General features: G+C 62.2%; 18 protein-coding genes. 14 read left to right on the top strand and 4 right to left on the bottom strand.

Features of this window, described 5'->3' with window-relative positions:
* Positions 1-22 precede the first annotated feature (22 nt).
* From ABUH87_RS13050 to ABUH87_RS13015, 8 genes are all read left to right on the top strand, one after another.
* On the top strand, positions 23-595 hold the full coding sequence (locus ABUH87_RS13050; protein WP_367774335.1) for an SURF1 family cytochrome oxidase biogenesis protein: 573 nt from the start codon (positions 23-25) through the stop codon (positions 593-595).
* A 91-nt stretch (positions 596-686) separates the two neighbouring features.
* Positions 687-2,090 (top strand): threonine synthase, encoded by a 1,404-nt coding sequence (thrC, locus tag ABUH87_RS13045; RefSeq protein ID WP_367774334.1) that lies wholly within the window; start codon positions 687-689, stop codon positions 2,088-2,090.
* On the top strand, positions 2,090-2,977 hold the full coding sequence (locus tag ABUH87_RS13040) for an RsmD family RNA methyltransferase (protein ID WP_367774333.1): 888 nt from the start codon (positions 2,090-2,092) through the stop codon (positions 2,975-2,977). Before thrC ends, ABUH87_RS13040 begins: the two co-directional genes overlap by 1 nt.
* Before the next feature lie 8 nt (positions 2,978-2,985).
* Positions 2,986-3,357, top strand: coding sequence for a dihydroneopterin aldolase (locus ABUH87_RS13035; protein WP_367774332.1), 372 nt, complete (start codon positions 2,986-2,988; stop codon positions 3,355-3,357).
* Complete coding sequence (locus tag ABUH87_RS13030; protein ID WP_367774331.1) at positions 3,357-3,701, top strand: Rossmann fold domain-containing protein; 345 nt, start codon at positions 3,357-3,359, stop codon at positions 3,699-3,701. Before ABUH87_RS13035 ends, ABUH87_RS13030 begins: the two co-directional genes overlap by 1 nt.
* Positions 3,698-4,705, top strand: coding sequence for a GTP 3',8-cyclase MoaA (gene moaA / locus ABUH87_RS13025; RefSeq protein WP_367774330.1), 1,008 nt, complete (start codon positions 3,698-3,700; stop codon positions 4,703-4,705). The genes ABUH87_RS13030 and moaA overlap by 4 nt, the downstream gene beginning before the upstream one ends.
* 2 nt (positions 4,706-4,707) lie before the next feature.
* Positions 4,708-4,950, top strand: a complete 243-nt coding sequence (locus ABUH87_RS13020; protein ID WP_367774329.1) for a MoaD/ThiS family protein — start codon at positions 4,708-4,710, stop codon at positions 4,948-4,950.
* On the top strand, positions 4,913-5,428 hold the full coding sequence (locus ABUH87_RS13015; RefSeq protein WP_367774328.1) for a molybdenum cofactor biosynthesis protein MoaE: 516 nt from the start codon (positions 4,913-4,915) through the stop codon (positions 5,426-5,428). The genes ABUH87_RS13020 and ABUH87_RS13015 overlap by 38 nt, the downstream gene beginning before the upstream one ends.
* Before the next feature lie 16 nt (positions 5,429-5,444).
* Here ABUH87_RS13015 and ABUH87_RS13010 read toward each other — a convergent pair whose 3' ends face one another.
* A complete protein-coding gene (locus ABUH87_RS13010) occupies positions 5,445-5,978 on the bottom strand; it encodes a hypothetical protein (protein WP_367774327.1) in 534 nt (177 codons plus the stop codon).
* 248 nt (positions 5,979-6,226) lie between these two features.
* On the opposite strand from ABUH87_RS13010, the gene rplU reads away from it, so the two are divergent.
* The 4 genes from rplU to ABUH87_RS12990 all read left to right on the top strand — a co-directional run bounded on the left by rplU (position 6,227) and on the right by ABUH87_RS12990 (position 8,303).
* Complete coding sequence (gene rplU, locus ABUH87_RS13005) at positions 6,227-6,523, top strand: 50S ribosomal protein L21 (protein ID WP_367774326.1); 297 nt, start codon at positions 6,227-6,229, stop codon at positions 6,521-6,523.
* A gap of 24 nt (positions 6,524-6,547) precedes the next feature.
* Positions 6,548-6,817 carry a 50S ribosomal protein L27 gene (rpmA, locus tag ABUH87_RS13000; RefSeq protein ID WP_367774325.1) on the top strand — a complete coding sequence of 90 codons (270 nt, stop codon included), beginning with the start codon at positions 6,548-6,550 and terminating at the stop codon, positions 6,815-6,817.
* Positions 6,818-7,048: 231 nt separating this feature from the next.
* A complete protein-coding gene (locus ABUH87_RS12995; RefSeq protein WP_367774323.1) occupies positions 7,049-7,621 on the top strand; it encodes a GNAT family N-acetyltransferase in 573 nt (190 codons plus the stop codon).
* A 127-nt stretch (positions 7,622-7,748) separates the two neighbouring features.
* Positions 7,749-8,303, top strand: a complete 555-nt coding sequence (locus tag ABUH87_RS12990) for a GNAT family N-acetyltransferase (RefSeq protein ID WP_367774321.1) — start codon at positions 7,749-7,751, stop codon at positions 8,301-8,303.
* A gap of 10 nt (positions 8,304-8,313) precedes the next feature.
* On the opposite strand, the gene ygfZ is transcribed toward ABUH87_RS12990, so the two are convergent.
* Positions 8,314-9,063: a CAF17-like 4Fe-4S cluster assembly/insertion protein YgfZ gene (ygfZ, locus tag ABUH87_RS12985; protein ID WP_367774319.1), complete on the bottom strand. Its 750-nt coding sequence runs from the start codon at positions 9,061-9,063 to the stop codon at positions 8,314-8,316.
* Positions 9,064-9,124: 61 nt separating this feature from the next.
* Positions 9,125-10,033, bottom strand: coding sequence for a LysR family transcriptional regulator (locus ABUH87_RS12980; RefSeq protein ID WP_367774317.1), 909 nt, complete (start codon positions 10,031-10,033; stop codon positions 9,125-9,127).
* Positions 10,034-10,134: 101 nt separating this feature from the next.
* Here ABUH87_RS12980 and ABUH87_RS12975 point away from each other — a divergent pair, with 101 nt between their 5' ends.
* Together ABUH87_RS12975 and ABUH87_RS12970 are read left to right on the top strand one after the other, a co-directional pair.
* Positions 10,135-10,833, top strand: coding sequence for a pirin family protein (locus ABUH87_RS12975; RefSeq protein ID WP_367774316.1), 699 nt, complete (start codon positions 10,135-10,137; stop codon positions 10,831-10,833).
* A gap of 29 nt (positions 10,834-10,862) precedes the next feature.
* Positions 10,863-11,441, top strand: a complete 579-nt coding sequence (locus tag ABUH87_RS12970) for a nitroreductase family protein (protein ID WP_367774314.1) — start codon at positions 10,863-10,865, stop codon at positions 11,439-11,441.
* 95 nt (positions 11,442-11,536) lie between these two features.
* On the opposite strand, the gene ABUH87_RS12965 is transcribed toward ABUH87_RS12970, so the two are convergent.
* Positions 11,537-12,418 (bottom strand): alpha/beta fold hydrolase, encoded by an 882-nt coding sequence (locus ABUH87_RS12965; protein ID WP_367774312.1) that lies wholly within the window; start codon positions 12,416-12,418, stop codon positions 11,537-11,539.
* Positions 12,419-12,442 lie beyond the last annotated feature (24 nt).

The following is a 12,442-nucleotide window of genomic DNA, read 5'->3' as shown; positions in this document are numbered from 1 at the left end:
AGTTTGCCAGAGGAGCAGGGCGATGAACACGAAGCGTTTCCCGGTGTTCGCAACCTTGCTGGTAGTGGCAGCCGTTGCAGTGATGGTCGGACTTGGCGTCTGGCAATTGGGGCGGTCGCAAGAGAAGGAAGCACTTCTCGCTCGTTATGAGGAGTCGCGGGGCGCCCAGGCACCCGTTCCGTGGCCCGTGACCGAGGCTGAGGTGGAGAGGGCTCTATATCGCCAGTCGAGGCTCCTGTGCATGCGGGTGGTGGAGCGGGGGGCTATGGCCGGCCGGAATGCAAGCGCAGAGGCGGGACTGGCGCAGTATGTCGAGTGCCTGGTGCCTGACGGTTCGCGGGCGCGAGTCGTTCTGGGTTGGTCGCGCGACCCTGGCTTGAAAACCGTCTGGAACGGAGGCGAAGTGGCGGGTGTAATCGCGCCTGGCCCAAGGCTGGTAGCCGATCCTCCTCTGGCCGGGCTCGAGCCCAATGAAATACCGGATCCAGCGGAACTGCCGAACAACCACCTTGGTTACGCCATCCAGTGGTTCTTCTTCGCGGCAGCGGCAATCGTGATCTACATCATCGCACTGCGAAGGCGCACGTCTGGATAAAAGTTCGTGTGGGTCCCGTCGCACCTGGGAGATGCTGCTGTTGTGAGCAGCATTGCACCGACCGCTTGCTACGGCTAGGCGCGCAGGCGAAATGGACTACATCAGCACCAGAGGAAGCGCTCCAGCGCTCGATTTCGAAGGCGCCACACTTGCTGGTCTGGCGTCGGATGGCGGCCTGTATGTGCCGAGCGCATGGCCCCGGTTTTCGGAGGATGAGATCCGCTCGATGCGGGGGCTTCCTTATGCGAAGCTGGCAGCGCGGGTGATGCAGCCGTTCGTGGGTGAAAGTCTGACGCCCGCGCGCCTCTTGGAGCTTTGCGAGGCTGCATACGGCCGCTTCTCGCACAAGGCGGTGACGCCACTCGTCCAGCTTGATGAACAGAACTGGCTGATGGAGCTGTTCCACGGGCCGACGCTGGCCTTCAAGGACGTGGCTCTGCAGTTGCTGGGGCTGCTTTTCGAAGAATTCCTCAGCCGATCGGATCGCAATCTCACTATCGTCGGGGCGACGTCGGGTGACACCGGTTCGGCTGCCATCGACGCCGTTGCGGGGCGCGCCAAGGTCGACGTCTTCATGTTGCACCCCAAAGGACGGGTGAGCGACGTGCAGCGCCGCCAGATGACGACAGTGTTGGCGCCGAACGTGCACAACCTTGCGCTGGAAGGCGTGAGCTTCGATGAGTGTCAGGCGATCGTGAAGCGCATGTTTAACGATCGGGCTGTTACCGATCGCTTTGCAATCGGCGCCGTCAACTCGATCAACTGGGCTCGTTTGATGGCTCAGGTGGTGTACTACTTCGCTACAGCGCTACAACTCGGCGCGCCCGATCGGGTGGTGGCGTTTTCTGTCCCGACCGGGAACTTCGGCGATGTCTTTGCTGGATACGTCGCCCAGCAGATGGGGTTGCCGATCGAGAAACTGATCGTGGCAACCAACGTCAATGACATCCTGCATCGCGCGCTTGCGAGCGGAGACTATTCGCAAGGCACGGTCACGCCGACCGCCGCGCCCTCGATGGACATCCAGGTCTCTTCGAATTTCGAGCGACTGCTGTTTGACCTTGGCGGGCGTGAGGGTTCGGCCCTGGCGGCTCAGATGGCGGGATTCGAAGCAAGTAAGGCGATGCAGCTGACCAACGCCCAGAGGGAGGGGGCTGCAAAGCTCTTCGCCAGCTGCCGTGCAGATGCAGACGAAATGGCGCACTCCATCCGATGGGCGTGGGAGAATAGCGGCGAGTTGATCGATCCGCACACCGCCTGTGCCTTGCATGGCGCACGGACTTCGGGGATTTCGCCTGAAGTGCCGGTGGTTACTCTGGCCACGGCACATCCTGCCAAGTTCCCCGAGGCTGTAGAGCGCGCAACCGGTCAGCGGCCGGGGCTTCCCTCGCGTGTCGGCGACTTGTTCGAGCGCGAGGAGCGTTGTGCGAACGTGCCTGGTGCCTACGAGACGGTGGCTGAGTATGTGACCGCACACGCGGTTCCTAAGGGCTGATGGCGGTCTTTTCGAACGAGCCGCTGATTCTCTCCGGCGGCGGATGGGGCGACTACGGCCTGCTCGACTCAGGACACGGGCGAAAACTGGAGCGCTACGGACCTTACCGCTTCATTCGCCCTGAGGCGCAGGCGATGTGGTCGCCGCGTCTGACTGAATGGGACGCCGATGGCGAGTTCGTGCCGGGCTCCGACGAGGATGGCGGCGGGCGCTGGCAGTTCTTCCGGCAAGTGCCGCGCGAGGGCTGGCCGCTTCGTTGGCACGAAGTGTCGTTCAACGCGCAATGCACGCCCTTCCGGCACCTTGGCTTCTTTCCCGATATGGCGCCGGTATGGAACTGGATGCGGGAGTCTCTGCGGCCAGAAGAGGCCTCGACGCTCAACCTGTTCGGGTACACCGGGGTTGGCACTTTGGCGCTGTCATCGTGTGGCACGGTGACGCACGTCGACGCATCCAAAAAGTCTGTTGCACAGGCTCGGGAGAACGCGACCCTCTCCGGTCTCCATGATCGGCCGGTGAGATGGCTCGTTGACGATGCGGCCAAGTTCGCAGCGAGGGAAGTGCGGCGCGAGCGGCGCTACGATGGCATCATCCTTGATCCTCCCAAGTTCGGACGTGGGCCGAATGGGGAGGTTTGGCGCCTCGAGGAGAACCTGCCCGCTCTGATGGAGGATTGTCGCCGGCTGCTTGATGCTGACAGTCGTTTCCTGTTCCTCACAGTCTATGCAGTCAGAATGTCGTCGCTGGCGCTGGGCGGGCTCGTGGCCGATCTCTTCTCTGATCTGCCTGGGTGCGTGGAGCATGGAGAACTCGCGATTCGCGAGGAGAGCGAAAATGGAAGGCTACTGCCCACTGCGATTTTCGCGCGTTGGCACAATCCGCGCTAAAGGGCGCCATGGCCGATTCGCTCACCCTTGAAGTCGCTGACTTCGTCGTCGACGTGCTCACCGGAATTTACTCCGAAGAGACCGGCAAGCCGCAGCCACTGAAGATCACCATCAGTGCGAAAATGGAACCGATCCCGCACTACGCGCCGGATACACCTCTGTCCGCCAGCAAGAACTACATGGACCTGAAGTTTGCCGCGTCCGAGGCGCTTCCAGCGGGTGTCCATTTCAAGCTGATCGAGGCGGTCGCAGATCACATCTGCGAAACACTGTTCGTGCAGGACAGCCGAATTACCGCTGTCACTGTGAAGATCGTAAAGCTGGCTATCTCCGAGGCTGGGGAAGCCATCGGGATAACCCTCACGCGCGAGCGGCGCTGATGGAGTTACTGCGAGTTGGTAATCTGGCGGACGAGCCACTTGCCGCCGCTGCGCAGTTCCATTCCGATGTTCTGCCCCACGTCAGTAGTCTGCTGGCCCGAAGCAAGGGAGACCTGGCGCTGGTCTTCGCTCCGGCCGACCACACCCATCATGGCTGGCGACTAGCAGCAGTGCAGGAACTTGCACGCGCTCATTCCCCAAAACGGGTAAATGCGATCGCGGGCCAGCACGAGGAGGCGATCGCAGCGGCAGCAGATTACCTGGCCCGAGCGCCGGGCGTGACCGGCCAGTTGCTACCTGTCGATGGAACCGGGGCGGCGGCGATGCTATATCCCAGGAGATGACCACAGCGCACGCGCCTCTCGTCGATCAATTTCAGCGCCGGATCAGCTATCTGCGCTTGTCGGTCACCGACCGGTGCGATCTGCGCTGTGCCTACTGTATGCCAGAGCGAATGACATTCCTCCCTCGCAAGGAGGTGTTGAGCCTGGAAGAGTTGCATGACCTTGCGCTCGGCTTCATCGACCGCGGAATCACGAAGATCCGCCTCACCGGTGGTGAGCCGCTGGTCAGGCGTGACATGATGGACCTTGTGCGGGCACTTGGTCGAAAGATTGGGGATGGGCTCGATGAACTGACACTCACGACCAATGGTACCCAGCTTGACGAATTTGCAGCTGATCTGTTCGATGCAGGCGTTCGCCGCATCAACGTGTCGCTGGATACCCTCGATCGTGAACGCTTTCGCAAGCTCTCCCGAAGAGACTCTCTACCGCAGGTGCTGAGCGGGCTTGCCGCCGCCAAGGCGGCCGGTCTGCGGGTGAAGCTCAACACAGTGGCGTTGAAGGGCATCAACGAAGGCGAAATTGCGGAACTGGTCGCCTGGGCGCATGCACAGGGCTTCGATGCGACATTGATCGAGGTGATGCCGCTCGGCGACGTCGAGGAAGACCGGGTCGACCATTACCTGCCCCTATTGGCTGTGCGTGAGGATCTGGAGCGGCGTTGGACACTGACTCCTTCCGATCACCGCACCGGCGGCCCTGCGCGGTACTTCGATGTCCTCGAAACGGGTGGCCGAATCGGGCTGATTACGCCGCTGACGAACAACTTCTGTGAAGGCTGTAATCGAATTCGAGTGACGGCCACCGGCCAACTCTATGCTTGTCTTGGTGGGGATGAGCGGGTGGATCTTAGGGCCGCGTTGCGCTCTGAGGATCCGCAGAAGGCGTTGTCTGACGCTTTGGACCTGGCCATGCGGATCAAGCCTGCACGCCACCATTTCGCCATCGACCGTAGGGGGCAGGCACCTGCGCTTTCCCGCCATATGTCCATGACCGGCGGCTGACCGTGGCGCTTAAGCTCGTGTTCCTGGGGCCGTTGGAAGATCTCGCGGGTGCACCGGAGCGGGAGGTTGCGTCAGCGCCTTCAGTGTCACAGGTTCTGGCGAGGCTAGAGCCGGACCTGGCGGCTGCGCTCTCAAGTGCGCGGGTGAAGTGTGCGCTCAATGGTGCGATCGTTCATGATCGGGACGCCGAGGTGTTGAAGAGCGGCGATGAACTGGCGTTTCTCCCGCCTGTCAGCGGGGGGTGAGATGCCGCGCAACGCTGCCGACGTCCGCCTTTTCACATGTTCGTTCAGTCCTGAAGCTGAGCTCGCAAGATTCACGCAGGCGCATCCACGTGCAGGAGGGGTCGTCAGCTTTCTCGGGCAGGTTCGCTCCTCCTCAGGAGTCGAAGCCGCTGGCGACGCCGTAGAAGCACTGGAATTGCGGCACTACGAACCGCTTACTCTACCGGCTATGCATGAACTGGCTGAGCGGATCCTCGGTCGCTGGGATCTGGAAGGCTTGCTGGTTATACATCGCAGCGGAACGATGATGCCGGGAGATCCGATCGTCCTGGTGGCAGCCGCTGCGCGCCATCGGCGCTCCGCCTTCGCAGCGGCGGACTTCGCGATGGATCATCTCAAGTCCGAAAGCTGGTTCTGGAAACGAGAGAAAGTTGGCGGGCAGTGGCGCTGGGTTGAGCCGCGCGCCGAGGACTACCAGGATATTGCCCGCTGGTCCTGACCAGGTCTCGTGGCGCTTATCTCAGGCGAGAGCCGAGTCGCTCGATGACGGCATTCTCGTTTTTCACCCAGCCCTCGACCTGCTCCCGGGCGACGGCAATGGCGGTGGCCGAGGGGCTCACCTGCCCAGGGTGAGACACGCGCGCATCGACGTATAGCTGATCAAGCTCTCCAAGAGAGGTCACGGCGCCGCTGCGGGCGGCCTGAAGTCCCGCAAGTGCCACTTGTGCTTCGGACCAGCTGGCGCTGATCGGAGCGCCTGCACCGGAGACTGCCCGCTCCACCGCAGGTTGCCTGGACTGGAAATTCGCGTGAGCTGACCGCGCTATCTCGACCAACCCGGCTAGCCGGCTGGTCAGATCGGCGCTGGGCGAGGGAAGCGCAGGAGGAACCTCGATTGCGCCAGAGGCGGGCGAGGCGCTTCCTTCGATTCGCTCGATGTCGCGTCGGGCCAGCGACGGATAATCCCGTGAACCGGCACAGGCGCCTAGCAGCAGGGCGACGGACAGTGCCGCGAGTTTCAGGATTGGGCGGGTGGTTGCGCGCATCATGCTTTGAGCCATAGCATGCCTGAGGCCGCGGACGAGAGGCAATCCACGGCGAGATCGTCTGGCGCGGCCACTGCTTGGTTGACTCGTTGCGGCGCTTGGATTAACGGCACCTCTCTTTCCGGTAACCTGTGCTTGCACGGGATAGCCGGTGCGTCGCCCGCAGGCGCTTTCCTGGTGGAAGCTGCAGTGGCTGGGGCAGGTTGTTTCAGCCCTTCATCGGGCACATTTTGAGATTGGGTAAGGGCACCATGTTCGCAGTAGTGCGCACGGGCGGCAAGCAGTATCGGGTTGCCGCCGGAGACAAAATCGCGGTTGAGAAGCTGGCGGGTGACGCTGGCGAGACAATCACGCTGGGTGACGTTCTTCTTGCGGGCAAGGATGGCGAGATCGCCGACGCCGCGAACGTGAAGGTCTCTGCGGAGATTATCGCGCAGGCGAAGAGCGAGAAGGTCGTGGTGTTCAAGAAGCGCCGCCGCCACAACTATCGCCGCAAGAACGGCCATCGCCAGCAGATGACTCTGCTGCGCATCGTGTCGGTCGGCTGAGCCAGAATTCCGGAGTAGATTGCAATGGCACACAAGAAAGCAGGCGGCTCTTCGCGTAACGGTCGCGATTCAGCTGGCCGCCGTCTCGGCGTCAAGAAGTTCGGCGGTCAGGAAGTGATCGGCGGCAACATTATCATCCGTCAGCGTGGCACTCGCGTTTATCCGGGTGCAAACGTGGGTATGGGCAAGGACCACACTCTGTTTGCATTGGGCGAAGGCCGTGTTCGCTTCCACGATGGCAAACTTGGCCGCAAATACGTGTCGGTAGACGTGATGGCGGAAGCCGCTGAATAGTCGACGGCCGTAACGGGCCGTCCCACGGGATGGCCCTGCCGGGCTCCGCTAAGGCGGAGAACCGGTCAGAACGAGGGGAGGGGCCAGGCCCACTCCCTTTTTTCGTGTCTCCCTTCGATCACGCTGGCACCATCGCGCAGGATGTTCGTTCCTGCGGCGCGGGTGCGTAACGCCTGTGTCATCCGGCTGGCTTAGTGGGCCTGCGCGGGGGACGTACGAACGGAGAATACAATGTTCATTCGCACCAAGCGGCTTTTCCTCCGTCCGGCGTGGCCGGAAGACTGGCAGGAATTGCACGCTGCCATGTCGGACGAGCGGATCGTGCGGAACTTCACGCGCATCCCGTGGCCGTACACGCCGGAAGACGCGCAACTGACCGTCTCGCGGCATCAGGACTTGCGCTATCCGGGTTTCCTGGTGACGCTTCCCAGCGCACGCGGATCGCGGGTGATCGGCGGTGCCGGGCTGCATGCTGATGGAGCTTTGACCGAATTCGGCTTCTGGGTCGCACCTGATAGCTGGGGCTGCGGTTATGCGACGGAGGCGTCCAGCGCCGTCGTCCGGTTGGCGCGGACCTTGGGGCATCGGCAGCTGGTAGCCAGCCCCTTTGTGGACGATAGGGCTTCTGCCCGCGTTCTTGAGAAGGTCGGTTTTCAGCCTACCAATCGCTCCAAGGAACGGCACAGCCGCGCGCGGGGTGGAGCATTCACGACGCGTGAGTATGCGGTGACGTTCGGTTCGGCAAGCGACTGTGACGATGGTTTGCCGGTGAACCCTGCAGAGGCAGACATGCGAGCCGCGTGAACGCAAGGAACAGATTCGGTGGCTTTATGTGGTCGTGCGTCTCGCTTCATTTCGGCGCTTTGTGAGTGCATTTGCTGTTTCAAGGGTGCAGCATAATCCATGCGGGATCGAGTCGGAGACAACGAACATGTTCATCCGCACGGAGAGACTGTTTCTGCGGCCGGGCTGGCCAGAGGACTTTGAGGACCTGGTCGAGGTGCTTGACGACGACGCGGTCGGCCGAAGCATCGGGGCTTTGTCTTTGCCGCGGACGCCGGCGGAGGTCCGCGCTTATCTCAAGCGCCCCCGCGACGTCCGCTTGCCCCAATGCCTCATCAACTTGCGCGGAGAAAGTGGCCCGAGGGTGATCGGCAGTATCGGGCTGGTTCCGGCAGGTGAAGAAGTGGAGCTCGGCTGCTGGATCATTCGCGGCTATCAAGGCCACGGGTACGCGGCAGAGGCGGTTCGTGCGGTGCTGAGCCAAGCGCGAACCTTGGGATATAGCAAAGTGATCGCGAGGGATTTCTCCGAGTCAGGAGCCTCGGCGCGCGTTCTGTTGCAGTCCGGCTTCGAGCCGGCCGGCGAAATGGGCTCCCGGATGCGACTTGCCCGTCAGTCAGGTAAGCACGCAAAGCGCTATGTCGCAGTGCTGGCCGACAAATTTGCCGACTGGGTTGGTGCGCGGGGAGTTTCGCACGCCTGAGGGCGGCACATTACGTGCTGTCTTCGCTCGCGGCGAGCTGGAGCCAACTGGGGGCGAGTTCCGGGGCGATATCCTCTACTCTGAGGTGATCCACAGCCAGTCCCAGCTCTTCATAGGCCGTGCGTTGGCGCTTGGGGTCCGATCGCCCCAGCGGCACGACGACAAGCCTGCGATTCACCTTCTGCCGCCAGTTCATGCGAGCGGTATTTTCCTGCCCGACATAACAGCCCTTGCTGAAGCTGACCCCGTGCAGTTCAACGGCGTTACACTCCAGCCAGAGCGTGGCATCGCAGCCGAGTTCGCCTTGGCCCTCCGTCACTCCGAGTGACAGCCGGTGTCGCAGGTAAGCCTCCTCAGCATCACCAGCCTCGTCTGAACCGCTCTCCAGCCAGCGAACCCCTATCGAGGGTAAACGGGGGTCGGCCGTATGCGCCCCATCGGCCTCGGATCGCCAGTGTACCGACATCTCGGGATCGATGGCGATGTCGATGCCACGGCGAAGGCGGTAGAGGGACAAACGCTTTACCAAGGCATCGGCGACTGCGCCCTCACAATCGAGCAGAAGATCATCGCCATCGCCCCACACGAAGAAGTCGAACAGCGCCTTGCCTTGGGCGCTCAGCAGGGCTGCCCAGACGGGCAAAGGCCCCTGGACGTCGGAAGTGACAAGGCCCTGCAGGAAAGGGGCTACCTCCTCACTGGTGCCGGGGCGCGGCGAAAGACGGATTACGGATCGGCTGCTGAGTCGTGTCGCGGTCATGACCGTGAATTTGGGGCGTGTGCGGCTTCCACGCAATCACCACAGCCCCAGCAGCTTGGAATTAGCGTGGGCAGCTTGCCAGCAGCTTAGGCAGCGTATCGAGGATCCAACTCGCCGCTGGACCCGGGCGGGTATCTTTGCGCCACAATGCTACCAGCGTATAGTCCATGGCCGGCTGTTCGGGGAGCCTGAGTTCGATCAGCGACCCGTTCGCAAGATCTTGGCGAACGACATGGCGCGGCATCGAGCCCCACCCGATACCCTCCTTCAGCAACATGTGCTTCGAGCCAAGATCTGCGAGGCGCCATGTGCGAGGGCTGAGGACTGAAAAGTCGCGCCCTTCGGTCAGTATCGAGCGATCCGTGAGGACGAGTTGAAGGTGCTTGCGTGCTTCGCCGGGAACGATGCGGTCCATCTGCGCAAGCGGATGATCGGGCGCGGCAACTGGGACCAACTCGACCGCCCCAACGGCCTCGCGCTCGATTTCGGCCAGGTCCACGATATCCGGTCCCGCAATGGCCAGGTTGGCGCGAGCGTCAAGCACAAGCGCTGCCACAGCGCCAAGCGCCTCGACATGAAGCCGAAGAGACACGCTGGGGAACATCGCCTGGAAATCCCGGAGCAGGCGGGCCAGAGCCTCCCCAGGCACCATGACGTCGACGGCCAGAGATAGCTCTGCCTCCAGGCCTTGGCGCAGCGACCGCACTTTCGCCAGCAGAGCGTCAACGTCATTGGAGACGGTCTGCGCTTCGCCGACCAGCGCCTTGCCTGCCTCGGTCAGTTGAGGACGGCGCGACCCCTCGCGATCAAACAGCCGAACGCCGAGCTGCAGCTCAAGCTGTGCAATGGCGTAGCTGACCACCGAGATCGCGCGTCCGAGCTTGCGCGCAGCTGCGTTGAAGCTTCCTTCCTCGCTCACGCAAAGGAACACACGCAGGTGATCTATGCTGGGCGGAGCTGTCTCAGGCATTCAACTATCTCGAACATCTTCGAGCGCTTTATCGCACTTATCCGATCGCCCGACAACGGCCATATTGCCCCAATGCCAATGATCTCATCGTGGAGAACACCATGATTGAACTACGTCCGTTCGAATCCCTGGGCGCCGCAAACCACGGTTGGCTGGATGCCCATCATCACTTCTCGTTTGCGTCCTATCATGACCCCGATCGTGTGCACTGGGGGCGCCTGCGCGTCTGGAACGATGACACCATCGCCCCACGGTCGGGCTTCCCGACTCACCCGCACAACGACATGGAAATCATCACTTACGTCCGCAAAGGTGCCATCACCCATCGTGACAGTCTCGGCAACGAGGGACGCACCGAGGCCGGGGACGTTCAGGTGATGAGTGCAGGCACGGGAATCGCGCACTCCGAGTTCAATCTCGAGGATGAGGAGACAACTCTCTTTCAGATCTGGATTTTGCCGGATCGCCGTGGCGAAGCTCCGAACTGGGGTGCGCGTCCGTTTCCCAAGGACGCACGCGACGGTCAGTTCGCCATCCTTGCCTCAGGCATGGCGGGCGACGTGGGAGCGCTGCCGATCCGAGCGGAAGCGCGTGTGCTTGGTGCCACGTTGAAGGCGGGCGAAAGCGTGACATACGCCACGAACGCCGGCCGGCACGCTTACCTCGTGCCCGCCACCGGCAGAGTGCGCGTGGGAGACACCGAAGCCAAGGCGCGGGACGGCGTCGCGATAACGGGCCTCGATATCATCACCGTCACGGCGCTTGAGGATGCCGAACTTGTCCTCGTGGACGCCGCTTGAACCGAACCTCTCAAAAGAAAGGATAATACATGACCGGTCGTACCGCACACCCGAAGGTCGAGAAGCTCATCGTCGATCGTTGGAGCCCGCGCGCATTCCACGCTTCCGAAATTCCTCAAGAGGATCTGGACGTGATTTTCGAGGCTGCTGGCTGGGCTCCGTCCGCTTACAACGTCCAGCCATGGACTTTCCTGTATGCGCGCAAAGGCGATGCAAACTGGGACTTGTTCCTCGCGCAACTTGTCGAGTTCAATCAGGGCTGGGCTAAGGAGGCCTCCGCTCTCGTCTACGTGGTCTCTGACCGGTACATGCGTTCGGACAGCGGCAATTCGGAGAACCACAGCCATAGCTTCGATGCCGGTGCAGCATGGATGCTTGCCGCTCTTCAGGCGCAGGCCCTTGGCTACCACACACATGGGATGACAGGCATCAAGTTCGGTGAAGCCGAGGCGGCCCTTGGTATCCCGGCCGATCAGCGGCTTGAAGCCGCTTTCGTGATTGGCAAGGCGGCAGGCAAGGAACTCCTGCCTGAATTCCTGCAGGAGCGCGAAGTGCCCAGCCACCGCAAGCCGGTTAGCGAGATAGCCAGAGCCGGCAAGTTTGCCTGAGCGAGGCTGGCAACAGGCTCTGCGAGCCTAGTGCGTGACCGCCGCCCGTCCCCTTGGCCTTATGCGCAGAGGGGGCGGGCGCCCCAGTGCGCACGTCAATTGCATGGGTCCTCGTGAACGAGCGCTATTAGTTGTGCGGCGATATTCGCCGGCTGTTCCAGATGAAGCCAGTGCGTGCTCTCAGGCACCAGCGTCATCGACGCATTGTCGCACATCGCGGCGCTCTCGTGCGCCAGGCGATTGTCGAGGAAGCTGTCGCTCTCGCCCCAGATGATCGCGGTAGGACAGCGGATCTTTCCGGCAGCACTTTCACCGGGCAGGCTGAGTGCGCGATAGTAGTTGAGCATCGCGGTGAGCGCACCCGCTCGACGCCAAGCCTCTGCGTAGCGATCCATTACGTCGCGCGGGAAAACGCCGTTCCTTGCGCTCGCTTTCATGGTCCCCCGAAGAGCGGAAAAGTCGAACGCGCTCAGCATCGCTTCGGGAACGAGTGGTAGCTGAAACCATGCGACATAGGCGCTGCGCAGTGCTTGCGTTGGATGACGCAGAGCAAACCGGCGCCAGACGTCGGGATGCGTCGCGTCCAGAATGGCAAGCCGCGTGACCCGGCTCGGGTGCCGGGAGGCGACGTGCCATGCAACGAGCCCGCCCCAATCATGTCCCGCGAGTGCGAAGCTTTCGTACCCCAGCGCGGATGCCAGGCCCGTTACATCGCCAACCAGCTTGCGCATCGCGTAAGCGTGTACGCCACTCGGTGCATCGCTCAGGTTGTAGCCTCTCATATCGGGCGCAATGACGCGAAGGCCTGCATTCGCAAGGCGATCGATCTGGAGGCGCCATGCCCACCAGAACTCCGGAAAGCCGTGCAGCAGGATAATGGGCGATCCGTCCTCGGGCCCGGCTTCGACGACATGCAGCCGCACATCGCCGATCCGGACGTGCCGCGAATTCCATCCTGTGGCCAGAAGATCGCTCATGCGCAACCAAGCTCTCGACGAAGT

The sequence above is a fragment of the Novosphingobium rhizovicinum genome (assembly GCF_040813635.1).
Taxonomy (GTDB): Bacteria; Pseudomonadota; Alphaproteobacteria; order Sphingomonadales; family Sphingomonadaceae; genus Novosphingobium; species Novosphingobium rhizovicinum.
This window is presented reverse-complemented; position numbering and strand designations above follow the sequence as displayed.